The organism is Methanoculleus sp. UBA374 (assembly GCA_002508705.1).
Lineage (GTDB): Archaea > Halobacteriota > Methanomicrobia > Methanomicrobiales > Methanoculleaceae > Methanoculleus > Methanoculleus palmolei.
Genome location: DAYL01000013.1, coordinates 1 through 24884, shown reverse-complemented (window position 1 = coordinate 24884; position 24884 = coordinate 1). Strand labels below are relative to the sequence as shown.

At 60.1% G+C, this 24884-nt stretch carries 23 protein-coding genes; 9 read left to right on the top strand and 14 right to left on the bottom strand.

Translation table 11 applies throughout. The annotated features are described in order from the left end of the window. Nucleotides 1-55 precede the first annotated feature (55 nt). From BRA42_RS03590 to BRA42_RS03550, 9 genes are all read right to left on the bottom strand, one after another. Complete coding sequence (locus BRA42_RS03590) at nt 56-748, bottom strand: isoprenylcysteine carboxylmethyltransferase family protein (protein ID WP_342685837.1); 693 nt, start codon at nt 746-748, stop codon at nt 56-58. Next, nucleotides 720-899, bottom strand: coding sequence for a hypothetical protein (locus BRA42_RS03585; protein WP_292410041.1), 180 nt, complete (start codon nt 897-899; stop codon nt 720-722). The genes BRA42_RS03590 and BRA42_RS03585 overlap by 29 nt, the downstream gene beginning before the upstream one ends. Continuing rightward, nucleotides 896-1543: a class I SAM-dependent methyltransferase gene (locus BRA42_RS03580; protein WP_292410043.1), complete on the bottom strand. Its 648-nt coding sequence runs from the start codon at nt 1541-1543 to the stop codon at nt 896-898. Before BRA42_RS03580 ends, BRA42_RS03585 begins: the two co-directional genes overlap by 4 nt. Before the next feature lie 461 nt (nt 1544-2004). Further along, the gene (locus BRA42_RS03575) at nt 2005-2913 is read right to left on the bottom strand and encodes an alpha/beta hydrolase (RefSeq protein WP_342772084.1); all 909 of its coding nucleotides are present in this window, start codon (nt 2911-2913) and stop codon (nt 2005-2007) included. 47 nt (nt 2914-2960) lie between these two features. Continuing rightward, complete coding sequence (locus BRA42_RS03570) at nt 2961-3518, bottom strand: class I SAM-dependent methyltransferase (protein WP_292410046.1); 558 nt, start codon at nt 3516-3518, stop codon at nt 2961-2963. A 122-nt stretch (nt 3519-3640) separates the two neighbouring features. After that, entirely contained in the window at nt 3641-4303 is a 663-nt protein-coding gene (locus tag BRA42_RS03565) for an L-2-amino-thiazoline-4-carboxylic acid hydrolase (protein ID WP_292410048.1), read from the bottom strand. Between the two features lie 135 nt (nt 4304-4438). Continuing rightward, on the bottom strand, nt 4439-5242 hold the full coding sequence (locus BRA42_RS03560) for a class I SAM-dependent methyltransferase (protein ID WP_342770725.1): 804 nt from the start codon (nt 5240-5242) through the stop codon (nt 4439-4441). Nucleotides 5243-5256: 14 nt separating this feature from the next. After that, nucleotides 5257-7011, bottom strand: coding sequence for an ABC transporter ATP-binding protein (locus tag BRA42_RS03555; RefSeq protein WP_292410052.1), 1755 nt, complete (start codon nt 7009-7011; stop codon nt 5257-5259). A 2-nt stretch (nt 7012-7013) separates the two neighbouring features. Then, nucleotides 7014-8765 carry an ABC transporter ATP-binding protein gene (locus BRA42_RS03550; protein ID WP_292410054.1) on the bottom strand — a complete coding sequence of 584 codons (1752 nt, stop codon included), beginning with the start codon at nt 8763-8765 and terminating at the stop codon, nt 7014-7016. Between the two features lie 468 nt (nt 8766-9233). On the opposite strand from BRA42_RS03550, the gene BRA42_RS03545 reads away from it, so the two are divergent. Further along, the gene (locus BRA42_RS03545) at nt 9234-10856 is read left to right on the top strand and encodes a putative manganese-dependent inorganic diphosphatase (protein ID WP_292410056.1); all 1623 of its coding nucleotides are present in this window, start codon (nt 9234-9236) and stop codon (nt 10854-10856) included. A gap of 17 nt (nt 10857-10873) precedes the next feature. On the opposite strand, the gene BRA42_RS03540 is transcribed toward BRA42_RS03545, so the two are convergent. Continuing rightward, complete coding sequence (locus BRA42_RS03540) at nt 10874-12196, bottom strand: NAD(P)/FAD-dependent oxidoreductase (RefSeq protein ID WP_292410058.1); 1323 nt, start codon at nt 12194-12196, stop codon at nt 10874-10876. 6 nt (nt 12197-12202) lie between these two features. Further along, a complete protein-coding gene (locus BRA42_RS03535; protein ID WP_292410060.1) occupies nt 12203-13171 on the bottom strand; it encodes a hypothetical protein in 969 nt (322 codons plus the stop codon). A 455-nt stretch (nt 13172-13626) separates the two neighbouring features. On the opposite strand from BRA42_RS03535, the gene BRA42_RS03530 reads away from it, so the two are divergent. Continuing rightward, nucleotides 13627-14235, top strand: a complete 609-nt coding sequence (locus tag BRA42_RS03530; RefSeq protein WP_342770724.1) for a hypothetical protein — start codon at nt 13627-13629, stop codon at nt 14233-14235. A 298-nt stretch (nt 14236-14533) separates the two neighbouring features. Beyond that, complete coding sequence (locus BRA42_RS03525; protein ID WP_292410063.1) at nt 14534-15280, top strand: DUF128 domain-containing protein; 747 nt, start codon at nt 14534-14536, stop codon at nt 15278-15280. On the opposite strand, the gene BRA42_RS03520 is transcribed toward BRA42_RS03525, so the two are convergent. Continuing rightward, the gene (locus BRA42_RS03520) at nt 15274-16065 is read right to left on the bottom strand and encodes a TrmB family transcriptional regulator (RefSeq protein WP_292410065.1); all 792 of its coding nucleotides are present in this window, start codon (nt 16063-16065) and stop codon (nt 15274-15276) included. The genes BRA42_RS03525 and BRA42_RS03520 overlap by 7 nt on opposite strands. A gap of 63 nt (nt 16066-16128) precedes the next feature. On the opposite strand from BRA42_RS03520, the gene BRA42_RS03515 reads away from it, so the two are divergent. Further along, nucleotides 16129-17409 (top strand): COG1361 S-layer family protein, encoded by a 1281-nt coding sequence (locus BRA42_RS03515; protein ID WP_292410066.1) that lies wholly within the window; start codon nt 16129-16131, stop codon nt 17407-17409. Beyond that, nucleotides 17409-18131: a glucose-6-phosphate isomerase family protein gene (locus tag BRA42_RS03510; protein WP_292410067.1), complete on the top strand. Its 723-nt coding sequence runs from the start codon at nt 17409-17411 to the stop codon at nt 18129-18131. The genes BRA42_RS03515 and BRA42_RS03510 overlap by 1 nt, the downstream gene beginning before the upstream one ends. 124 nt (nt 18132-18255) lie before the next feature. Here BRA42_RS03510 and BRA42_RS03505 read toward each other — a convergent pair whose 3' ends face one another. Then, nucleotides 18256-19059 (bottom strand): ATP-binding protein, encoded by an 804-nt coding sequence (locus BRA42_RS03505; RefSeq protein ID WP_342770723.1) that lies wholly within the window; start codon nt 19057-19059, stop codon nt 18256-18258. 49 nt (nt 19060-19108) lie between these two features. On the opposite strand from BRA42_RS03505, the gene BRA42_RS03500 reads away from it, so the two are divergent. Genes BRA42_RS03500 through thiL form a run of 3 tightly spaced genes read left to right on the top strand, consistent with a single transcriptional unit; the run spans nt 19109 to nt 22777 of the window. After that, nucleotides 19109-19966, top strand: a complete 858-nt coding sequence (locus BRA42_RS03500) for a serine/threonine-protein kinase RIO2 (protein ID WP_292410072.1) — start codon at nt 19109-19111, stop codon at nt 19964-19966. Next, a complete protein-coding gene (locus BRA42_RS03495; protein ID WP_292410074.1) occupies nt 19963-21918 on the top strand; it encodes a DUF460 domain-containing protein in 1956 nt (651 codons plus the stop codon). Before BRA42_RS03500 ends, BRA42_RS03495 begins: the two co-directional genes overlap by 4 nt. Then, complete coding sequence (gene thiL, locus BRA42_RS03490) at nt 21911-22777, top strand: thiamine-phosphate kinase (RefSeq protein ID WP_292410076.1); 867 nt, start codon at nt 21911-21913, stop codon at nt 22775-22777. The genes BRA42_RS03495 and thiL overlap by 8 nt, the downstream gene beginning before the upstream one ends. Here thiL and BRA42_RS03485 read toward each other — a convergent pair. Beyond that, nucleotides 22774-23559 (bottom strand): YhfC family intramembrane metalloprotease, encoded by a 786-nt coding sequence (locus BRA42_RS03485; RefSeq protein ID WP_292410078.1) that lies wholly within the window; start codon nt 23557-23559, stop codon nt 22774-22776. The two genes, thiL and BRA42_RS03485, sit on opposite strands and share 4 nt — an antisense overlap. A gap of 68 nt (nt 23560-23627) precedes the next feature. On the opposite strand from BRA42_RS03485, the gene BRA42_RS03480 reads away from it, so the two are divergent. Next, entirely contained in the window at nt 23628-24746 is a 1119-nt protein-coding gene (locus BRA42_RS03480; protein WP_292410080.1) for an acyltransferase family protein, read from the top strand. Nucleotides 24747-24884: the final 138 nt, after the last annotated feature.

Below are 24884 nucleotides of genomic sequence, written 5' to 3'. Positions count from 1 at the left end.
CAGAGGATGAAGGAGGGATTGTAACTGCTCTTCTGCGAAAATTCTGCATGCATGCTTACCAGACCAACGGGATCAGCCTGTATTTCACCTTCGCCTGACATTCCTGATATCCTTCGAGTTCATCTGCAAGCGTTCTGTCTTCCAACGCGGTCCGGACCAGCATCAGAACGAGTATGATGCCGGTCGGGATCAGCCCCCACAGCGAGCCCAAGAGCAGCGGCGTGACGGCCATATATAAAAATCCGCCCAGATAACCGGGATGCCTGACGTAGCGGTAGGGGCCGTCACGGCATACTGCGTGGCCCCGCTCCTTTTGTACGCGCACGACCGAAGAGAAGAAATTGTTCGTCCCCTTGGCCCAGGCGAAGATCAGATTGCCCGCAATGTAAACAACGGAGGCGACCGCATACACAGCCGCCGGCAGCTCGGGGGACAGGCCGAGCCTCCCGGAATCCAGCGCGGAAAGGCTGATGGTGATGAAAAAAAGAAGCGTTGAAAGCGCCAGATAGATTTTATCCCATGCCTTGGCGCCCGGGCCCGGCTTCAGCCTTTCGTTGATCAGACCGGGGTTATGCGCGACGAAAAGGAATGAAACAATAAACATGGATATCATCAGTAAGGAATACAGGATGCCCTGCCAGAACAGCCATTTGCCCGCGCAGATGAAGATCAGGGCCGCAACCAGAACGACGGCGGATAATGATTTGAGAACAAGGTTTTTATTCAATACGGTGGTTGCTTCTCCCATAGCATGAAGTTCCTTTCCAGTTACGCAGAATGTGGATAAATTTTACCGCCCCGACGGCCAGTGTACCGCTGCCGCAGCCGATATCCAGCAAAACGCCGTTTTCGTCCCAATGGAGATAGGCGAACGCATCAGGCTTTTCCTGCACCTTCATGATTTGTCCCTCCGGCGAGGTCCACATGGCTTTTGCGCGGTTACGCAAAGCCATCTCCCGTTTGGATGTTCATAGCAGGATATGCCGCAAAATCCGGCTTTGAGGAGTGTTCTGGACAGATCCTCCCTGGTGTATACAGACAGATCCAGCATTTTTATCCAGTTCTCAGCGTCCTCCGGGCGGGCGGCCTCATTGCAGATGAAAAAAACGCCGTTTTCCTTTAAGACGCGCCGGACTTCCATGAAATCGTGGAGCAGGTCCGGCCAGAAGTAAATGGTTTCAAACGCGGTTGCTATGTCGAATTCCCCGTCTTCAAAAGGCAGGGAGGAGACGCTTGCCTGCAGGACGCTTACCCGTCCCGCAAGGACCGCCGCTCTGTTTTTGCGTCTGGATTTTTCCACGCTTACCGGCGAGTAGTCCACGCCGTGTACGCTTCCCTGCGGCACGCGGGAAAGCAGGTTGCTGATATTTTTCCCGCCGCCGCAGCCGATGTCCAGGACCCTGGCTGCCGGCGGGATCTCAAGGTGCGTAAGTCCCCAGAGCGCAACGGGGTTGTGAAAGGCGTTCATCATGGACAGAGCCAGCCTGCCGCCTATGCTTTCAGGCTTTCGCGCATTTTGAAAAAAATTCTTCAGGATAGTCAATTGCAGCACGCTCCTATCTTACGCCGTTTCGTCTGTATTTTCGGGGAGATCCCATAATTCCGAGCCGCATCTCCTTTCGCAGAAACCATGTACATTTCTCCTTTTGTCAGATCTCACGAATGAAAAGCCCGAACAACGGATTGCAGCAGAACCCGTGCACTCGTCCGGGGATAAATCGGCTATTTGCACTCCTTTCAAGGAAGAGTATTCACTTCGGTCTTAATCAAAAGTGGCCGCATCATTCTCGGAAGAGGTGAGCAAACCGAAGATACGATGGGAGGAGACGGTTCCACGGTTAGAGGAGGTGCGGGCGGACTGCAGCCTCGGGGAACATTCTCAAACGAACGACCTGCTTCCCTTCGCAGGAAAGCGGCGCGTGGGCGTAGGATAGTCGAAAAAGAACATAGGATTTACGCAGTTGACCGCAAGGTCGATCAGCTGCACGGTGTCAGCCTGCGGATTCAGGCTTTTCCTGTACCTTCCTGATTCATCCCTCCGGTGAGGGCCGCATGGCTTTTGCGCGGTTCAACGACGGATGAATATATTTCTTCTCTGCTTTGCCTGCCTTCTTTTGTAAAACCCAGCATGGGCCAGCAATGGCACAGGCCTTCCCCGATATGTACCGTATATTCCACGTTTGCCCGTCCGGCAGCGGCCTGCATGGCCGGTAAAAAGGCCAGCATAACTTCATGCGTCCCGTAATAAAGAACCAGCGTGGGAAAGCCTGTCAGGTCATACAGCGCGGGCGACAGGAGGTACCGGTCTTCCTGCGCGGCTAAGAGCGGGCCGATGTTTTGAAAAAAGGAGGGAGGTATCATCGGGTCTTTAGGCGCCAGCCGCTCCATCTCTCTCATCTGCTCCCCGCTCGGCGGCAGCTGCGTTCCCGACGATACCAAAATGAGGCTGCTCGGCATTGGATACCTGAAGCCCTCCTGTTTGTTCTGTATACACACGGAACAGGCCAGTGCGGCGCCGGAAGAAAAACCGATGAAGGTTATCTGTTCGGCCGGGAAGCGCTCCAGCATCATCCCATAGATCTCCATCACCATCCTGACGGCATCCACCAATTTGTAGCGGGGCAAAAGAGGATATACCGGGAACCACACCTCTGCATCCGTTGCTTCTGCCGTTTCCACGGCAAACAGAAAATCGCCTTTATCCGGGGGCAGAACATATCCGCCGCCAAACAGATACAAAACTGCTCTCCGGGGCTTCGCATCTTTCTTTGAAATGACAAAGTACCTGTGTTTGCCTATCTTCCCTTCCGAGAGATCGCATTTTTTATTGATTGAACGGGGCACCCTGACCGATTGTTTCCGCCCCATTTTCATGATCATCTTCGAAAACGCCTCACCTTCCTTTGCCATCATCCGCCTGGCCCCGGATAAAGCAATCAATCGTTCCGTAATCCGATATGTTAAACTGGGCATTCGATGACCCCCTCATCCATACAGCACGGTTTTTCCAGCAAGGCAGCCCTGCAGATCGGGATTTTCGGGACGGTCGCCACGCGCAAACCCGCGGCTTTCATTCCGGAGAGTTCTCCGTCATACGTCTTTTTGCCGACATGGATGACCGGCTCCGCGAACAGGAGCCTGCCGCCCGGTTTAAGCGCGCTGTGCATCTCCCGGATCATCCGCTCCTGATCGGAAACCTCGTGCAGCATCATAAAAGCAAGGACAAAGTCAACCGTACCGTTCCACCGTTCGACGCGCAGGGAATCCGCGCCGCACAGGTGCGGTTCAATCCGGTCTGCTACAGTTTCCCTGCCTGCATACCGAACCATACCCGCAAGCATTTGCCGCTGAATGTCGACGGCGATAACCCTCCCCGTGCGGCCGACCATCTTCGCCATCGGGACAGTAAAAAACCCCATCCCGCAGCCGACGTCCATGACGGTCATGCCTTCGGATAGATAAGGCTTTATTATGCGGTAGGGGCTGTGAAACAGCCCGCGCACCGGACCGGCCAGCATATGCCCTGCCCACCACGGGCAAATTATCCCATCGTTCAAGGGATCACCCCTGGGTAGAGGTTTCTAACCTCAATTTTAGCAATGCGCCTATTTTTCTTCAATACGTCCTCTTCCCTCATAGATTATTTCCTGTCTTCGAATCCCCGCTCCGGCTCCCACGCACAGTCTCCCATCATCTCGTATCGACAATTGCAGCAATCGTCGCCGTCACCGAGTGTTTTGGTCCGGTAAAACCCGCAGCCCATATAGTGAGAGACCAGATAGTCGAGCCGGCAAACGCCCGGCAACAGGTCCGAAGCATGCAGTTTCTCACATAACTTTTTCATCCCGCATGCGTAGATATCGATTTCAAAGGCGTTGCCGTCGATCTCACGAAACCGGATTTTGTAATCATATTTATGCAGGTCGTTTTGAGCCGACTTCACGGCATGCCCGGGCGCTCTCTTTCTAAACCCGCCAAGGTATATTTTCGTCCCATATCGTTTTAGCAGCCATGACGGAATGAGCCGAATCATATCTTCGTTTATGCTCCAGATCAACTCAACAGTGCCGGCTCTGTCCAGCCCCATGACCCGGAACGACCGATACCATGCAATGTACGCGGGGGTAAAAGCATAGTTGAATTTGAATATGCTGTCGCCTATATCGGGCACCTGCGGGCGTATCGCCCGGTACTCCCGCTTTGCTCTGGCCTTGAAATCCTTATAGAATGATTCGCCGTAACACTGAGTAATGTCGTTTTTAGCCGCTTTTAGGCCGATGAGAAAGATAAGGGCGCTTATCATTCCTTTTCCCCTACGGGGTCTACCCAATCAGCGATTGTCCGGAGGACCGGAGTCAGAGATCAGTTGTAATTTTTGTTATTCTCGTTAATACGAATGCAATTGGATGCAAAGTGCCGGAGGAGTGCGGATTGTGAACTAAACATCCTGTCCTCTCCAATTCAACGTGAAGATAGCGAGCCGGTCGTTAAAATTTCGAATAACAGGAAGGGAGGCGAACAGTCTGCCTCTGAGAGAGTGTTTTTTCATCTCGCAATTAAAACTCTTTTCATCAACGAGCTTCAAGCCATCGCAGAGTTTTTCGACCTCTTTCCCCGACTTTACGCCCCATTTGAAGGTAGCCTCCGTGTTTTTGACGGTATCATGCAACTTGCTGCCTTTTGCTGAAATCGGCGGCATCAACTCTGCCAGCAATATGACATCAGCGAAATTGTCTTTTATAATCCGTAACAGCTGCCTTACCTCCTCCTCGTTAAAATACATGAGCACCCCCTCCAGGAGAATAATGGTTTTCTCGCCTTTTTTTACTTCCAGGGGCCATGAAGAATCCAGAGCGGATTTCGCTATCAAATGCACCCTTTCCTGCTCCGGGAAGAATTGTTTTCTGGCGCAGATCACCTCGGGGAAGTCCAGATCATACCAGGTCAGCACTCCGTTGTCAACTCTTGAAAATCTCGAATCAAAGCCGCAGCCGATAGAAATACACACAGATCGGGGATATTTTTTCAAATAGCGCCTGACGGCCTCATCGAAGAGAATGGTCCTCGCCACGACCCCCTCGTGGCTCATGAATTTATCATATCTGGAAGTATCCAGGTTCAACGTTTCTATGATCTCCACAGCCTTGAGATCGTGAATCCTTGCATTGGGCCGTTTTGTTTCGCTTGCCTTAATGGCAAGGGGTATCAGCATCGTCTCCTGTACACCCTTAAGCGGAATCATCTTCCTCCTCCCCGTCATCCGGCGGCCGGGACAGTCCCGCCCAGTTTCCAGCCGATCGCCTTCTTGCGTGCATCCACGAAATCGGCGTAAAAGCCAGGCCGGGAAAGCAGTTCCTCGTGGGTGCCCCGCTGCACGACCCTGCCGCCGTTCAGTACAAGGATCTGGTCGGCGTTTCGGACCGTCTTCAGGCGATGGGCAATCATGACGATGGTCTTCTCCCTTGTCAGGGATTCAATGGCACGCTGAAGCTGGTCCTCGTTTTCCGGGTCCACGTTCGCGGTCGCCTCGTCCAGCAGCACGATGGGTGCGTCTTTGAGCAACGCACGGGCGATGGAGATGCGCTGCCGCTCGCCGCCCGATACGGTGGCGCCGCCCTCCCCGAGAACGGTATCGTAGCCATCCGGCAGGTCCGTGATGAAGTCGTGGCAGCAGGCTTTCTTCGCCGCTTCCACCACCTGCTCGTGAGTCGCAGACGGAGAGCCGAATTTGATATTGTTCTCGATCGTGTCGTTGAAGAGATACACGTTCTGGAACACCATGCTGATGTTTGAGAGCAGGCTGTCCGGAGTGTATTCCCGCACGCCCCGCCCGCCGATCCTGACGCTGCCGAAATCCACGTCCCAGAAACGCGCGATCAGGTTGCATATCGTCGTCTTGCCGCTGCCCGACGGCCCCACGATAGCCGTCGTGGTCCCTTCAGGGATCTTGAAGTTCACGTCCTGGAGCACCGGCCGCTTCCCATAGGAAAAGCCGACATTCTCAAATTCGATGTCAAAGCTCCTGGGCGCAATAGCCTTCCCGCCCTCGCCCATCACGGGCACCCTGTCGATCTCGTTGGCCCGGTCGATGGAGGCCGCCGTCAGCTGCAGCAGGGCCACGCCGTTTCCCACAGACAGAAGCTGTTCGAAGACCACGAACGACACGATCAGCATCATCAGGCAGACGACAAGCGTCATACTGCCCCCGAGGTAAAACAGAATGGACGCGAGTATAATCCCGACCGAGAACAGCCAGAGCACGACCTGCTGCAGGGCGTTATACGGCGTCAGGGCCTTCGTGAGCGCTGTTTCTTTCGCACAGCTCTCTTCGATGGCCCGGTCCACTTTTTTGTCCCGCTCTGCATCCAGGCTAAAGGCTTTCACGACGCCCATACCCTGGACGGTCTCCAGCACGGCTTCCACCAGCCCCTCCTGCGCGGCCTGACGTCTGGGCGAATCGCTGCGTGAGCGCCTTTCCGTAAGCGACGCGGTCCAGAGAAACACCAGGAGGCCGGCCGCCACGACGAGGCCGATCCGCCAGTCGAAAAGGAGTATTGCCAGGGTAAACACCACGGTGGTGATCAGTCCTCCCAGCACCAGCACCAGAACCCTTGGCGCCTGATTCTCCACGTCGCCCAGAATCGTCGTGGCCATCGCCGTAATGTTCCCCAGGCTGTTCTGGTTGAAGTACCCCATCGGGATAACCTTCAGTTTGTCGCCGATCCGAATGCGCTTTTCGGCAACCATGAAGTAGCCCGCGTTGGTCTGCTGCAGCATGGAGAAGTACCGCGTTACGATCCTCCCGAGAATGCTTGCCAGCATCAGGCCGAGCGCCGCCCAGGCGACCCGCATGTCGGTACTTCCTGTGACCAGCGCGTTCAAAACGACAAAGATGGCGACAAACATCAACGCGTAGAATACAGCGTTGAAAAAGTCTATAATCACGGATTTTTTGATCTCGTTCTGCTTGTTGCCTGCAAACGCCCAGATCTTTCTTAATACGCCTATCATCCTTATGCACCATCCCTTACGCCGATGTGCGCCTGCCACATAGTTCGGTACAGTTCCGAAGCGGCAAGCAGTTCCTCATGTTTTCCGTTCGCCTCGACCCTGCCTTTATTTACGAGCACGATCTGATCGGAATCGGTCACGGTGGAGAGCCGGTGTGCGATAACAAGCAGTGTTTTTCCCGCCACCAGCCTGGACACCGACCGCTGGATCTCCGCCTCGTTTTCGGGATCGGTGTAAGCCGTCGCCTCGTCAAGGATGACGATGGGCGCGTCCTTGAGCATGGCGCGGGCGATGGCGACGCGCTGACGCTCCCCGCCGGAGAGGTGACTGCCCGCCCCGCCGACGCGGGTATCGTAGCCGTGCTCCAGCCCGCGGATGAACGCGTCGCATCCGGCGTTCTTTGCGGCAGCCTCCACCTCGGCGTCGGAGGCCGAGCGTCGGCCCATGCGGATGTTCTCGCGGACGGTATCGTCGAAGAGATAGTTATCCTGCGCCACGTAGGAGATAAGGCTCGAAAGCTGGCGCTGGGGAATCTCCATTAAATTGACGTCGCCGATCATGATCTCGCCTTCCGTCACGTCCCAGAAGCCCGCGATCAGCCTGGCGATGGTGGACTTTCCGCTGCCGGACGGGCCGACCAGCGCCGTGACCGTGCCGGGACGGATCGTGAGGTCGACGCCGCAGAGCGCGGGCTCGGCGCTGTTTTCATGATAGGAGAAGGAGACGTTCTTCAGGGCGATGGTCGGATCGGAGATCTTCGCGTCCTTTGTGGGGCGCCCAAGCTCCGGCGCGGAGAGGATGTCGTCCACCTGCTGCACTACCGTCCCCATCGCGGCGATGCTGTCGGTAAAGTTGATGGCAGTGAGAATGGGCCCAATAATCCCGAGCGAGAGGATGATCACGGTAATGAATTCGGGCGCCGGCAGACTGCCGTTCGCGTAAAAAAAGAAGCCGATCGGCAGTACGGTCGTAAGGGTGGCGGGGCAGATGGCGAAGAACGCGGCGTGCGGAAGCTGGCAGCTCTTCATCCAGTTGTAGAAATAGGCCGCATTGTCGTTGACGGCGTCGGCATACTTCTGGTAGGATCTGGCGCTCTGGTTGAACCCCTTGATGACTTCGATGCCGCCGATATACTCCACCACCGCGCTGTTCATCCTTTTTCCGACCTCCACCGACCCGGCATACTGTGCAGGATAGGTCTTCATGACGTGCACCATGAAGATCATTCCCACCGGCAACGTAATGAGGGATACAAGCGCCATGCGCCAGTCCAGCACAAAAAGGAACACGAACAGCAGGATCGGGCCAAGGATGCTGGCGGTCATCTCGGGCAGCATGTGCGCAAGGGTAGGCTCCAGCCCCTCTACCCGGTCCACGATGACGTCCTTATACCGGCCGGAGGGTGTGTCCAGCAGGGCGCCCATCGGCATCCGGGAAAGCTTTGAAACCAGGCTTTTGCGGATGTCCCGCAGCGTCATGAACGTGGCGGTATGGGAGATCGTCGTCGACCAGTTTGCAAGCAGCGCCTTGCCCAGGTATCCGGCCGCCGCGACGGCGCACCAGAACAGATAAAACGAGATCCCCCCCTCCCCGGCGAGCAGCCCGACAACCATCCGCGCCACGGCGAGATACGGAACAAGCCCCGAGGCAACGCCCAGAACCGCCAGAAAAACCGAAGCGGCGAATTTGCCCTTATATGGCCGGGCAAAACGGCGAAGCAGGGAAATGGGGTTATTCTCCTTTTCTTTTTCCATATATATTCTTCCTGTAGTGAGAGATCAGGGACGAAAAGCCCGTACAATGCACGGGCCTGTCCACAGATACCCGTCCCCAATTGCAACGGCACCGAGGCACCCCTTCGGGAAGAAAGCGGCCATCTGCACTCCACCTTAAAGAAAGGATATTCACTTCGGTCTTAATCAAAAGTGGCCGTATCATTCTCGGAAGAGATGAGCAAACCGAAAAATACGGCAGGAAGGCCCGGTTCCAGGGCCAGAGGAGGTACGAGCGAACTGCGACCCGGGGGTCCGTCACCTTCGAAGATCTGTCGGGCCGCTTCGGCACAGCCCCGGAGTTGCTTCGTCTTCGACGGTCGTGAGTCCACATGGGAGAACGATGGGAACTCCTGCTTCAACCCTGCTCCCGCGATTCGGCATAAAGCCTTTGACGGCAGAGAGATAACCTCTAAAAACAAGCATTTGACGACGGGGGTCCGAGGAAACATGGGACAGAACAACATCTATATCATCGGCCACAAGCAGCCCGATACCGACAGCATCTGCAGCGTCATCGGCTACGCGGAACTCCGCAACCACGCCGAGCCGGGGAAGTACATCCCCGCGCGGTGCGGGGAGATAAATGCGGAGACGAGTTTTGCGCTCGAGACGTTCAACGCTGAGGCGCCGGTCTACATAGCAAGCGTCGAGCCCGCCGTGTCCGATATACCGCTCGATACCCGGAGCGTCAGGAAGGACGTTCCGACGATCGACGTCGCCGCCCTGATGGATACCTACGACATGCGGAACATGCCGATCACGGACGAAGAGGAGACGCTGGTCGGCCTCGTCAGCGAGTACGGCCTCGCCCGGGCATACGTCCGGAAGAACCCCCGGGAGCGGCTCTCGCTCATCCCGATGCCGCTTGAAACGCTCGCCCGCATCCTCGACGCCCGGGTCGTCGTGCCGGCGCGTGAAATGCTCGGGGAGGGCCGGGTCTACACCGTCATCGATGCTCTGCACGTCACCCTCTCCCGGATGACGCCGGACGACATCGCGATCGTCGGGGATAATGAACCGGCCCAACTTGCCCTGATATCGGCAGGGGTCGCCGCGCTCATCATCGCCGAAGGGGCGCCGGTCGGCGAGCGGGTGATCGCCGCCGCCCGGGAAAGAGGGGCTTCGGTGCTCGCGACGACGCTTGACGCATTCAGCGTCGGCAAGATGATCAGCCTCTCCCTGCCGGCGAGCATGATCATGGAGACCGACGTTCCCACGGTGCGGATGGAAGACTCGCTTGAGTTCGCAAAAAGCGTCGTCTCAAACTCCAAGTTCCGGACGGCATGTGTCGTCGATGAAAACCGAAAGCACATCGGGCTTGTATCCCGGACGACGCTGATGCAGGACGTCCAGAAGTCGGTGATCCTGCTCGACCACAATGAGTACTCTCAGGCCGTGGACGGGATCGAACAGGCGGACATCCTGGAGATCATCGACCACCACCGCCTCGGCGCAATATCCACCCTCAAGCCGGTGAAGTTCCTCAACGATCCCGTAGGATCGACCTCGACGATCGTGACGACCAAGTTCATCGAGGCCGACGTGGAGCCCACGCCGTCGACCGCCGGCCTCCTCCTCGCGGGGGTCCTCTCGGATACGATGGTGATGAAACTCTCGACGACCACGCCGGGGGATATCCGGGCGGCGGACTACCTCGCGGGGATCGCCGGCGTCGACCCGGCCGAGTTCGGGCCCGAACTGATCCAGAGGGGCATGGATCTCGACGCCCTCCCGATGGAGGAACTCCTCACCCGGGACATGAAGCGCTACAACCTCTTCGGGCGGAGCATCATGGTGTCTCAGGTGATGGCGTCGTCGTTTACGTTCGCAGAGACCCGTGCCGACGAGATCCGCGCCGAGCTCGAACACCTGCGGACGACGATGGGGGTCGACTGCTTCTTAGCGCTCTTTACCAATGTCTTTAGCAATGCAAGCGACCTCTTCGCCGCCGGAGACGAGGCCTGCATCAATAAACTGAACCTGCGGGACCAGCCCGCCCGGCTTGAGGGCGTCATGTCCCGGAAAAAAGACTTTATCCCGAAGTTCGGGCAGATGCTCCGGCAGTTGTAGAAGCCTGCCGGAACAGTTCAACCCTTTTTCTTCCGAAGCATTCCGGCAGCGTAGCGGGAGAGTCCGGAGACGCCGTCGGTCGAGGGGTGGACCTCGACGATATCGTCGAAATCGTAGACGGTGATGCCGCGCTTCATCAGGTAGCCGAGGTAAGAAAGGAGAGCCGATGCCCCCGGGACGCCGGCAGCGGCCCCGATAAGGCAGCCGGTCTCCGGATCGACCCGGATCTGGGTAAGCCCGGCCCAGCCCTTCGTCACGTCCCAGAACGAGCCGGGGCCTGCAGGTGCCGGGGCCGAGAGGGTGACGCCCCCGTCGGCGCCGGTCGAGGCGAAGGCGTAGTCGTAGCGGAGGCTCAGCGCCTGAGGGATGCCCTCGTAGTCCATGACGGTGTCGCGGCCGAGGATATTCTCGGCCGCCACCACACCCTCCCGCCGGGCGGCCGGGGTGAGATAGGGCGGGCCGATGACGTCGCCGGCGGCGTAAACGTTCTCCACGCTCGTGCGCATCTGCCGGTCAACGATGATTGCGCCGTCCGGGCCTTTGCGGAGACCCTGCAGCGATTCCGACCGGGGGACGAGCCCGGTAGCAAGCAGGACGGCATCGGCCTCGATCTCCCCGCCGTCGGAGAGGAGGACCGACCGGACCCTTCCCGCACCTTCGATACTCGCGACAGGGGTCCCCTCGCGGATGCAAACCCCGGCAAGATCGCGCAAAACGGCCGAGCGCACCTTCGGATCGAGGTCCCGGAGCAGCCCGTGCCGGGCGACGATCTCAACCTCGGACCCGAATGCCCGGAATATATGCGCGAACTCCGCTGCCGCCACTCCGCCGCCGATAACGACCATACGCCGGGGGAGGTCGGGCATCGCCGAAAGCGTCCGGTAGGTGTAGACGCCGAAAAGATCGGTGCCGGGGACAGCGGGGATTGCCGCCCGCGACCCGGTGGCCGCGAGGACCGCATCGGCCCGGATTTCTTCATCGTCGATGAAGGCCCGACTGCCTTCCAGATGGCCTTCGGCCCCGTAGACGACCTCGACACCCGCCGCGCGGGTCTCGGCATCGAGGACCGAGGAGAGTTTCTCCTGGACCTCACAGACCCGTCTCCGGATCATCGGATAGGAGACGGCCGGGACCGAGTCGAGGATGCCGAGGTCCTTCTGGGTCCGGGCGTACTCGATGAGCCGCGCGACGTCGTTTAAGGCGCAAACCAGCATGCATCGCTCGTGGAGGCACTGGCCGCCGATCCTGCGCTGCTCGATGAGCCGGACTTCCTTCCCGGCCTGTGCCAGGTGCATCGCCCCGAACCTTCCCGCGGGTCCGCCGCCGATGACGACGATCATGGTTACCTACAGAAGTTCGACGCCCTCGTCCATCGGCATCGAGAGGATTTCGCCGGTGGATCCGTTGATCTCGACGATCTTGCTTCCTCCCCGCACCTGCCAGACCGGCACGTAAATGATCTCCAGGTCGACCTTGATGTTGTTCCGGTCGGGTTTGAGGGTCTTCTCCTCGTAGAAGATGGCATCGCCCTTCTCGTAGCGGAATCGCACCCGCTGGGTGAGCCGGTCGATGACATCCCGCACGAGCTGCTCCTCGACGTCCTCACGCACGAGCCGCGCCGATGAGATCTCGGAGCCGAACGGGACCGGCCCGCGCTCGACGGCGCCGGGGGGGATCTCCATCTTCAAGCCGTTGATGGCATTTATGGCCCCGGATGCTTCGGAATCAAAAGAGACCAGCCGGTCCTTCACCTCGCGCTCGCCGGTGCTCACATAGTGGTAACTCCAGTACGGGATGAACCGGCACTTCGCAGACCCGTGCAGCCCGGCGATGCCGCAGGCGCGCTTTTCAGTAACCTGGGCGGGGAGGTGAGGCAGGTCGGGCCCCGCTTCCGGACCCTCCGCCTCCGGCGGAGAGGCGGGATCTGCCGGGTCGCTCCGGATCACGGGGGCCGGCTCGCCGAAGTCCAGGATCAGGTTCTGCCCGAGCACCTCCGCAAGCATAGCCCTGCCCGCGTAACGGACAAACTCGTCCGCACCCCACCGGATGCAGTCCTCCGTCTGCAGCACCGCCGGATCAAGGGCAAAGAGCAGTTTCCTGCAGACCACATCATCGTCGCCGGTGCGTAGCCGGTAGGTCATCGAATCGAAAGATTTAATCGTCTCCGGGTCGTCTGAGCAGAGCACCACCAGGGCGTCTTCACTCCCGATTGCGGAGAGATCCAGCGGCTCGCCGACCTCTTCGACATCGTAGGAGGCCGCGACAAGGATCCGCTTCAGCACGTTCCGGGCTTTTTCCCGAGTCCCTCTCTCCATTCACCATACAATACCACAGGGAGGTTGAATTAGTTTTCCCTTTCGTCGGCCGGCTGGCGTGGAGAGCGGAGGCTGGGAGTCGGTCAGGCAGGCGGACCGCGCACTATCAGAGTCAATCATCAGTTCGCAACAGGAGCAGGCAAACGGTTGCGTCGTGAGAGCGGCCGTGGGTCGTGATTTCTTCGAGTGGATGTCAATAAAAATTCGGATGAGGTTCCGGAACAAAATCTAGAGATTCTATGAGCGGGTTGACGGAAATAAAAAATAAGGACGGCCGGAGTGGCTCAGGGCACCTTCCCGGAGGAGAAGGTGTTCTGCCGGGAATGCCCTCCAGGGGATAAAGATACCTTTTTCCGATTAAAAGAGATTCAGCGTAACTCCCGGCTCCGGCACGTTTGCGTGCTTTTCGAAAAAAATATTACCCCAATAGACGTTAGTTGCATCAAGGCGAGTGAATGGCAAAAAAACAACTTTTTACTCTCTGCATCCTCTGTTTTCTGACCGTCGCTCTAGTATGCGGCTGTATCTCTGATACGGAAAAAAAACTGGAACAGGCAACCCTACTGATAGAGTCGGCCGATGAGAAGATAGCAGAGGTCGAAGATCTGGAATGGAACCGGGAAAACCTTGGATTCATTAAAGCCCAGTTTGCCGGTGCGGAGGTCGATCTCGATGAGGCAGTGAAGGTCCTCTACACCATCGAGCCGGCAAACGATGAAGAGAAGCGGACGATCGATGCGTGCGTGGTGATGTGCACGGCGGCAAAAGACCTCTGCAATGTAGTGAGAACCGATCTTGCCGACGGCATGGAGCATATGCTCAAAGCCGAGGAGTACGCCGACAGGAAAGATATGACCGGCGCAAAATCAGAACTAAAACTGGCGAAACCCGAGTTTGTAGATACCCGGATCAAACTCCAGCAGATTCAGGCTCACGTCAACGGGATATCCGTTCACGATCTCCCCGCCGAGGAACGGGGGATGCTCACAAGTTTCAAGATGTCCATCGATGAGTTCCTCCATATGCTGACTGAATTGGTCGATACGCTAAACACCGTCGTGTAATCCCTAACCCCACTATTTTCGGACATCTTTCCGCAACTCGATTCCGCATCTCATTCGTCATGCTTGCCTCGTATCAGAGGTTATACGGGCGCCGATACAGAGATCTGCACCGGACGCGGTCCAAGAATACATTTGCCCGAAGGAGGACGCACTCCGTGCCGTCACGCTTACCCGGTCATCTCTCGAGGGGCACCCACCACTTACCCCGCCCGGTACCGCCCCGGGGCCGTGGAAACACCCTTGAGATCTCATCACCGAAAGCAACCCTTTTTTCCCCTGCCGCACAAGAGATCGTATAATGCATGTCCCCCTGAAATTCACCAATCACCGTATCGAGGAGTACGCGCTCAGGGTGACCTACCGCCCGGAGGAGGATGCCGGGACAATTATCTACAACCTCTCGCTCATCGAGAGCCGGGACCTCGAGTTTGCGCTCGCCATCATGAAAGAGGCCCACAGAACAGGCATCACCATCAGCGACCGGATCCGGGTCTCCGAACCGGGAGAACATGTCGGCGGCTATATTGTGCCCGACGGCCATCACGGGATCTGCACGCTGTGCAGCATCACGCTCGATGCCCTCCTCCTCCAGCGCGGCATCCCGCTCAACCCGATCGGCGGGGGGGTCGTCGAAGTCAGCGGAAGGGTCGCGCAACGGTTCACGAGCATGATCCTCTACCGCGACACCACGCTCGACCCCCTCGAGGTCCTGATCTCCCAGGAGACCACCTCGATCCTCGGCGTCATGCGCCACGGGAACGGCAGCATCCTTGCAAACATCCGGGAGTGCCACATGGAGGCCGAACAACTCGTGGGGACGGTGCTCGACGAATTCTCGGCTATCGGGTTCTCCGGCATCCTGGACGTCGGCGCCCCGAACGTCCCCCTGCTCGGGGTTCCGGTAAGCCCGCAATACATGGGCGTGGCGATAGTCGGAGGCACAAACGCGATGGCAGCCGTCAGGGAGGCAGGAAGGCCGGTCGTGACCCGGGCGCTGAAAGGACTGATCGATATCCGGGAGATGGGCTACCTGGAGGATTATTGACCCGCGGCACTCATGTGCTCCGTGACGCTCGCAAGGTGCCGCCTGACGAACTGGACGAGCCCCGCAGATTCTGAATAAAGGGCTGAGGGTTGCTCGCTCTTCGAGCCCAGCCAGACCAGTGTCCGGGTGTTGTCTACCAGGAAGACGCCGGACCTCTCATACGGCAGGGGCTTTCCCTGCGCGGAACGGACCTCGTGAAAGGACTCGGAAAGCGGGAGCCGTATCCGGAATCGGGGCGGCTGCTCGCCTTTCCAGCAATCGGTGACGATCTCGACATCTACGGATTCGGGAACGGACGTAAGGACCTCAAGCACACTCCCCTGAAGAAGTTCCCACGTTGCGAGCATCGCCACGCTCTGTTCCGCATGTTTAAACATATCGGCAAGGCGGGTCCTGATGTTCTCCTCGCCATAGATCGTCCAGATCAACTCCTGGTTCCCCCGGACTTCCGGGCCCTTCTCCCGGTATATTGTATCGAGGGCCAGTTTAGCGCTCTCTGCATCGGCTTCGATCCGGTGCATCAGGTTCTCGATACCCCGGTCGGGGGGAATCGCATCGAACCGCTTAGGCGTTGTGTGGGAAACACTGACCAGCTCCTTCTCGATGAGTCGGTCCAGGACCGGGTAGACGGACGCGCGCGGTACACCGGAGGTCTCGTGAACCTCCGTCGCGGTCGCACCAGCTACCCGGAGGAGTCCGATGTACACAAGGGCTTCGTACTTCGTAAGTCCCAACGCTTTAAGAGATTCGAGAAGAGCACCTGAAATATCTCGGGGAACCTTCATCCAGCATATATATATACTGTTCAGCAATAAATGTTGTTGTTAAAAAAACAACAAGGTGAAGAGATGCGTTGGCAGCATGCAACAGTATTGCTCCTCCTGCTGGCACTCCTGGCTGTGCCGGGGTCAGCGGCAGGGGTCAAGTACCTCTATGGAAACCCTGAACTATCTGCTACGATAGCCGGCACCAATGAGTTCGCACCGGGCGCCGAGACAGGTCTGACGGTGGTTCTATCCAACAGCGGCGTAAATACCCACAAGATCGTCGGTTCGACGCTCATCGCCCCCGATGATCTGCCGAACACCGCGAAACTGGTCACGGTGGCGCTCAAGAGCGACGACACACCGTTCACCGTCAAGACGGACCCCCAGTTCTTGAGCGACATCATGGGCGGCGCCTCCCGGACTGCCACATTCGACGTGAAGGTGGCGGATTCCGCAGAACCGGGCACCTACACGTTGCCGCTTCTCGTGACCTACCAATACCTGCAGGATGCAGAAGAGTACGGGAGCGACGTTCTCCGCTACAACTACCAGACAAAGACCGTGACCCTGCCGCTCTCGGTGCGGGTCACGCCAGATCTCCGCATCGAGGTCACGGACGTGCGGTCCGAGTCGCTGAACGTCGGCACGGAAGGCTACGTTTACCTGACCTTAAAGAACATCGGCCATGACACGGCACACAACGCCGTCGCGAAGATCGTGAGGAACGGCGCAAGCCCGCTCATCCCGACCGACGGCAGCGCCTACCTCGGGACGTTCGAGCCCGGAGAAGTGGTTGACGTGAAGTTCAAGGTCTCGGTCGCCAACAGCGCCGAGCCCCAGTCGTATCCGCTGGACGTCGCGGTCACCTATGAGAACTACGAGCAGACGACCGTGACTTCCAAGCCGGTGACGATAGGCTTTCCCGTCGGCGGAAAGATCGCCTTTGAGGTTGTCTCCCCGATGAAAACACTCAATCTGGGCGGCAAGAGCGTCCTTGAGGTCGTGTATAAGAACACCGGCGATGCAACGGCCTACAATGCCCAGGCCCGGATCAGCACCGTTGACCCCTTCACCAGCAGCGATGACACCGCCTACCTTGGCGACCTCGCCCCTGGAGAGACCGCAACGGCACGGTTCGAAGTGAGCATCGACAGCGACGGCACCGAGAAGGAATACGGGATCGATTCCGAGATCCGCTACCGTGACGAACTCGACAACAGCAAGATCTCGGACACGATGAAGGTCCCGGTCGCACTGCAGAAGAGTAGTGCCGCCTTCACGAGTTCGGTCTTCATCGTCATTGTTGCGGCCGTCGTCATCGGAGCAGGGTATTATATATTCGTGTACCGTAAGAAAAAGTGATGAACGGGTACTGGGACGGGCCAAAACCGGAGCCTCAGGTGAGGACAATCGAAGAAATGCGAGTGGTTCTCGCCGATCCCGGCTGCACCTCCGATCAGCCCCTCTATTTTATGTACCGGGATCTCGCCAGAACCGAGAGCGATCAGGAGTGGCTCCGGCAGCACCATGTCCGCTACGACATCACCGTCATTCCGGCCCGGACTCTCTGCGGGGAGTATGTCAAGACAAAGGGACACTACCACACCGTGAACCCGGCCGGGACGCTCTACCCGGAGATCTACGAGGTGCTTTCGGGGACCGGCCACTACCTCCTCCAGACCGAGAACGCCGGCGACGTGGTGATGATCGAGGGCACCGTCGGCGACAAGATCCTGATCCCGCCGGGGTACGGTCATGTGACCATCAACCCGGGTCGGGAAGACCTTGCGATGGCGAACCTGGTCTCGACGGAGTTTTCCAGCAATTACGGCCCTTACGTGGACCTCCAGGGCGCCGCTTACTACGAGATGGAGGGGGGGGCCCTGGTGAAGAACCCGCACTACCCCGACGCCCCGCCGGTGCGCTACTGCAACCCGGTGGAGGTCCCGGACATCGGCATCGAGAAAGAAGTCGGGCTCTACGACCTCATCGGGCGGCCCCGGTCCGTCGCGTTTTTGAACCACCCCGAGCAGTTCATGGAGATCTTCGCCGACGTGACCGGCGGGTGCCTGCTGATGCGGTAGAAGGGAGCACCTGAGTGGAGCGGACGCCGCTCCAACGTGTCGGGTTGCGGTTCAGCCGCGCCCCACCCTGCCGCCCATCAAGGACCCGGCAGGTCCGGCAGACCTCCCCGTACGGCCCGCACACCTATCGGTGCTCAACCTCCGACCCTTCATCTGCGGGTGTTTCCACCATCTCCCGGAGGGCTTCGCCGAGGTTGACGAGCGAGTACTTCGTCGCCGGGTGGCGGGAGGTGTAGTCGTCGAGGAGCTCCCGGACGTCATTCTGCAGGGCGTCGGCCGCACAGGGACAGCCTGCAGGGTCGTACCCCTCGACGTGGAGGGAAGCGTAAAGCGCCACCTCGCACTCAGGAATGTACATGAAGGGCTTTATCCAGGGAATTGCGTTCTCCTCCTCCCGCATAGGACGGGTGAGCCTCCCCGGATCGCCCCGGAGAACGGCTTCCAGCACCGACCTGGCCCCGTCATCCAGGTTATACCCGCAGGCGAGTTTCGTTGCGCCCGCGGCTCGGGCGATCCGGGAGAGCAGCGTCCGCCGCAGTGTAGCGCGGCAGGAAAACTTCTCGTCGAACGCGGCCCCGTACTCATCACGAAACGAAGCCATAACCCAGGGGACACCGATGTGCTCGGCAGTTGCCCGGGCCCGCTCCGGGTTCCGGTAGCCGGAAACTCCCTCGTCCACGGTGATCGCCATCAACCGGACGTCCCGGCGCTCACGGAGGAGTTGATGGAGGAAGAAGAGGACGGCGCTTGAGCCGCCGTCACCCGAGAACGCCACCGCCACCGTATCCCCCGACCTGACCCAGCGATGCTCCCGGATCGCCCGCTTTGCTTTCGCTTCAACGTCCTGGTTGAAGTGCTGTTCGCAGAGGTGCAGCCCGGAGTATCGCTGGTAGACGACCGCATCACGGCGGCACTTGCTGCATCGCATGTATCCTCGATCATCCTTTTATCACCTGGTCACATAAATGGTGTAGAAGATGCCCGTTCCTGCAGAATACGTGCGATCCCTGCACTCCTACGAACTCCGGATCCTGCTTGCTCTCGAACGTCTCATGCGGCGGTACCGGTGGGTGCCGCTCGAAGTGCTCAAGTCGGCGACCGGGTTCTCCGAGTCCGAGTTATCTTACCGGCTGGGCAGGTTGATGGCCATGGACATGGTCAGGTACGAGAAAGTCCCCTACGAAGGCTACGCACTCGTCTTCAACGGCTACGACAGTCTGGCCCTCCACACCCTCACCCGCCGGGGCACCGTCCAGGCTCTCGGGACCCTGATCGGCGTCGGTAAAGAATCGGAGGTTTTTGAGGCGATGGGACTCGGGGTCGTCGTACTGAAGTTCCACCGGGTCGGACAGCGGTCGTTCCAGTCGGCCCGCGTAAAGCGAGGCTACATGCCGGAGACCGGGCACTGCCCCTGGATATTTGCCTCCAGCAACTCGGCAAAGATGGAGTACGACGCCTTAAAGACCCTTCATTCCGCTGTCTCGGTGCCGCTCCCCATCGACCAGAACCGGCACGTCGTAGTGATGTCGTTTGTTCCCGGCGTCACCCTCTCGCGGGCAACCCTTGCGGAGCCGCAGGCCATCCTCGACCGGATCCTCGATAACGTCCGCGAAGCATACCGCCTCGGCATCGTCCACGGCGACTTAAGCGAGTTCAACGTCATGGTCGACGAGGAGCAGTGCTGGCTGATCGACTGGCCGCAGTGGGTGGAGACCGCCCACCCGAACGCCGGTGAGATCCTCGCGCGAGATATCGAGAACATCCTCCAGTACTTCAAACGAAAATACGGCCTGGACTATGCCTTCGACGAAGCACTGGCAAGGGTGGTGGAGTGAAGGTCTTCGGGATCGATATCATCAAAGGCTCGGTTCGCTCCCGTACCCGGCGGCCCGTCTACGCTCTTTGCCGGGTGGAAGACGGCGAGGTCCAAGGCGTCGAGGAGGTCACCGGGTTCCGGCTCCAGCGTCTCCTCGCCACGGAGCAGCCCGACATCCTTGCGGTGGACAGCCTCCAGGAGATCGCCGCCGACCAGCACGAACTCCACCGATTCCTGCAGGCGCTTCCTCCCTCGACGAAACTTGTTCAGGTGACCGGCGGCGAACGGAAAGAAAGCCTCGGGAAAGTCGCCGCCCGCTACAACATCAGTTTCAACAGGTTCGACCCCTATGCCGAGGCCCGGACCACCGCCCGGGTGGCCGCCCTCGGGGCGGGCGTCGAGGTGATCGCGTTCGAGAACACCACCGACATCGTGGTGAGCAGACACCGCTCGCCGGGCCGGGGCGGGTGGAGCCAGAACCGCTACGTGCGAAAGATCCACGGCGCCGTGCTGCAGAAGGCCCGGGAGATCGAGGCCCGACTCCGGAACGCCGGGATCGACTACGATAAGAAGGAGACAAAAGCCTTCGGCGGATTTTCAAGGGTCGCCTTCCGGGTCACGGCTCCCCGGGACATGGTCCCGGTCCATTCTTCCCGGGGCGCCGACGTGCAGGTCCGGGTGACGGGGCGGGAACTCGACCGGATACGGTTCGAACCGCTCTCCCGCCGCCCCCGGTATCTGATCGTCGGACTTGACCCGGGAACGACCACCGGCATCGCCGCTGTGGACCTCGACGGGAACCTGGTCCTCCTCACGAGTTCCCGTCAGATGACGATGTCCGATATCATCGAGGAGCTCTACCATGCCGGGAAACCGCTCATCGTCGCTTCCGACGTCCAGCAGATGCCCTACTCGGTCGAGAAGATCCGCCGGGCGTTCAACGCCATCCCCTACACCCCGAGGCAGTCGCTCTCGGTGGAGGCGAAGTACGACCTGACCGCCCGGTTCTCCTACACGAACGACCACGAGCGCGACTCGCTCTCGGCGGCGCTGGACGCCTACCGGAGCCTCCAGAGCAAGTTCCGGAACATCGCCAAAAGGGTGCGGCCGGGAGTCGATCTCGACGAGGTGCGGGCGCGGGTCCTCCGGGGCCAGCCTCTCGATACGGTCCTTGCGGACCTTGAAGGAGGGGCGGTGGTACCGAAGCCGGCCGCCGCAACCCCCGAAGAGACTCTTCCTGAACGACCGGTCGACGATGAACGGGTGATGGCCCTCGACGGGATGGTCAAAAGACTCCGGAGTTACGTTCAGGAACTGCAGGAAGACCTCCGGGAGCGCGACCGGGAGGGGGAACGGCTACGAGAGGACCTGCAGCGGGCACGCTCCGCGACCGAGCGGAAGGTCCGGCGGGACGCGGAACTGGCGACGAAGGACGCAACCATCGAGAGCCTGCGCGAGCAACTCCGGAGCGAGCGGCGGCGGTCCAGGCGACTGAAGAAACGCCTGGAACGGATGCGGGCCGTCGCGAAGATCGAGGTCTCGGAGGACTACACCCCGCTCAAGGTGCTCGACTCTCTCACCCGGGACGGGGTGCGGGACCTCCAGGAGGGGATCGGGGTCTCCACCGGGGATATCCTCTATGTCTCGCGGGCTCACGGCTGGGGGCGGGGTGTGGTGAAAGACCTTGCCGGGGCGGGCGTGCGGGCACTGGTCGTCGGCGGGGAGCCCCCCGACCCGCACCTTGTCCGGATCGCCCGGGAGGCCGACCTCCCCCTCCTTCCGGCCGACGCCGTCCGGCCGGACATCCGGGGCAGGACCGGAGCGGCAAAGACCGGGGCCGTAGAGGAGGCGCTCGGAGCGTGGGAGAAGGAGCAGAAGGTGTTCCTGCGCGAACAGGAAGCCGAGCGGGTCGAGTACCTCTTCAAAGAGTACCGGAGCGAACGGGAGAAGGAGGTGCGCCGCGGTGGATGAACGGGCCCTGCACCGGCTGATCGGGACGATCATCGATCCTGAGCGCCTTGCGGACGATTGCGCCGTCATCCCCTGCGGCGACCTTCTCGCGGTCGCGAGCACCGATATGCTTCACGAGACGACCGACTTTCCTGCCGGGATGACCGACTGGCAGGTCGGCTGGATGGCGGTGGCGGTCACGCTCTCGGATATCGCGAGCATGGGAGCGACACCGGGCGAGGTGCTCCTCGCGGTCGGCCTCGACCGGCCGGAACGTCTTTTTGACATCATGGAAGGCGCCCGGGACTGCTGCGCGGCGTTCGGCGCCGAGATCGTGGGAGGGGACCTCGACGCCCACCGGGAACTGACAATCGTGAGCACGGGGCTCGGGACCGTCGCCCCGGAGCACCTCGTGCGAAGGCGGGGAGTGCGGCCAAACGATGTCATTGCGGTCACGGGACCGCTCGGAGAAGCCCAGGCCGCTCTCGCCGGCTACGACCGGCACAGAAAGGAACTCCTCGAACCGCAGCCCCGGGTCGCGGAGGGCGAGGTCCTCGGGCGGGCCGGGGTCTCGGCGATGATGGACATCTCCGACGGTCTTGCGCTCTCGCTCCACGACCTTCTGGCGGTTAACGACCGCGGGTTTGCCGTCGAGACCGCCCGCCTCCCGCTCCCGGCCGGGGTCCCGGAGGACGAGGCGAGAGAACTCGCGCTTTACGGCGGGGGGGACTTCGAACTCCTCTTCTCCGCCCCTCCCGCCATCTTCCCGATCCCTGGGGTCGAGGCGCACATCATCGGAAAGGTCATACCGGAGCGGGTGGTCCTCGCGGACGGAAAACCGCTTGAGCGCCGGGGCTACCTGCACGAGTGGAGCGGTTAGGCAGGGACCCGTTTCCCCATCCGCCGCCACTCCCACAGGATATACACGAGACCAAGCACCGCAAAGACGAAGACCGCCGCCTCGGTCACGAGAATCCCCTGCGTCTGGGCGAGGTAGACGGCGACGGCGTCCACGGCGGCGTGCCAGAGAACGGCGAGAGCAAGGAGCAGGGGTCTGCCGTAGACAACGGCGGCAAGCACCAGGAGCGACCACGCGATATGCAGGGTGATCGTCATCATCCGCTCGGCAAGCCCGGGCAGGATATCGAGCGGGGTGAGGGCCCGGACGGCATCGATCTGGGCCTGGACGGCGGGGTCGTCTGGCAGGGGGATCGTCGCTCCGTCGCTCGTGAGGACGATGTAGGAGAGCATGCCCGCGATCACGATGAGCGCGACGGACATGCTCTCGACGCCGCCCCACCCGGTCCCGAACAGGAGGCCGTTCTCGCGGGTGAGGGGGATCTCCCGACGTCGGAAGTAGTAGCGGTAAACGAGGTAGCGGCCGATCTCCTCAAAGAGCCCGGCGAGGAGGCCGAGGTAGACGGCGAGACCGGCGACGGCGGTTGGTGGTCCGAACGGCAGGAAGGCGAGGTAGAGCGGGGTCTGTGTTACAAAGACGAGCGGGACGTGGACGACCTGCACGGCGATGAAGAAGAGTGCGCCGAGGGCGAAAATCCGCCATGAGACACCGAACCTTTTGACGATCCAGTAGCCGAGCGCGAGCGGGACGGCGATCTCGAGCAGGGCGACGACGGCGAACGTGGCGACGACCGAGAGGTTCATGCTGGAGAGTATTTGACTAACTATTTAATATTTGTCGAAGAATAATTGAGAAATTACCTGGATTAATCATGGATCTACAGCACCCGGGAGCGGCACCGGCGGGTAGAAGCACTCCCGGCGGTGCGGCTCGGTTCTCGAACAACTTCGACTTTCTGCGGTTCGCCGCGGCGACGATGATCGTCGTCACGCACGCCTACGCGCTCAGGCTCGGCTATACGGGCATCGGGCTCACCGACCCGGTCCTGCTTATGGGACTGACAGGGCTTGCCACCCTCCTCGTCATCAGCGGCTACCTGATCGCGGCAAGCTGGGAGTCGACCGCATCGCCGCTTCGGTTCGCCTGGAAGCGGTTCCTCCGGGTCGTTCCGGCCCTTGTCCTCGCGATCCTCATCACCCTCTTCGTCATCGGCCCGCTGATGACGACCCTATCTCCGGCGGAGTACTTTGCCGCCCTCTTCTCCCCGGCAGGGCTCTCTACCATCCCGTTCTTTGAGGACGGGTCGGCGATAGGCCTCTTTCAGGAGAACCCGTGGACCTACGTCAACGGTTCGCTCTGGACGATTCCCGTCGAGGTCCTGCTGTATGGGGTCGTCGCCGCCCTCGGGATCGCCGGGCTCCTTCGCCGGTGGGGCGCCCTCGCTGCCCTCGCCGCCGTAAACGTCCTCCTGTGGGCTGCCTGGTTCGACGATCCCCGGATGGCAAAGATCCGGTTCGCCCTCTACTTCCTCATCGGGGCCTTCCTCTACCTCCACCGGGAACGTATCGTTTACCGGCCGGTCGTCGCCGGGGGGCTGCTGCTGGTGCTCGGGCTCTCGGCCCTGACACCCTACCCGTTCCCGTCCATTGCCGGGATGCTCGCCATCCCCTACCTCGTCATCTACGCCGCGCACCTCCCGATCCCGCTCCTGAACAACTTCGGCAGATCGGGAGACTTCTCCTACGGCATCTACATCTACCATTACCCGGTCCAGCAGATGCTGATTCAGGTAACGGGGAACACTCTCCTCCTTCCGGCGCTCTGCGGGCTCTCGTTCCCGGCAGCGCTCGCTCTCGCGTTCCTCTCCTGGCATGTCATCGAGAAGCGGGCTCTCGCAGCAAAGAACTTCGGTACCGCAGACCTGCGGCGGGTGCTCGGACTGCGTCCTCCGACGGGAGCCGTTGCCGATCCCGCGGTCGCACGGAAGTGACGACAGAGATCGGGTGACATCCGGCTCTGGAACCGGTGCGGAAGGCTGTGTGGATACCGCTCGAAACGGCGAGGCGATCCTATAATTATAAGTCCCCTCGGATAAAAATGGGGATCATGGCATTCCGGGAAATTGACG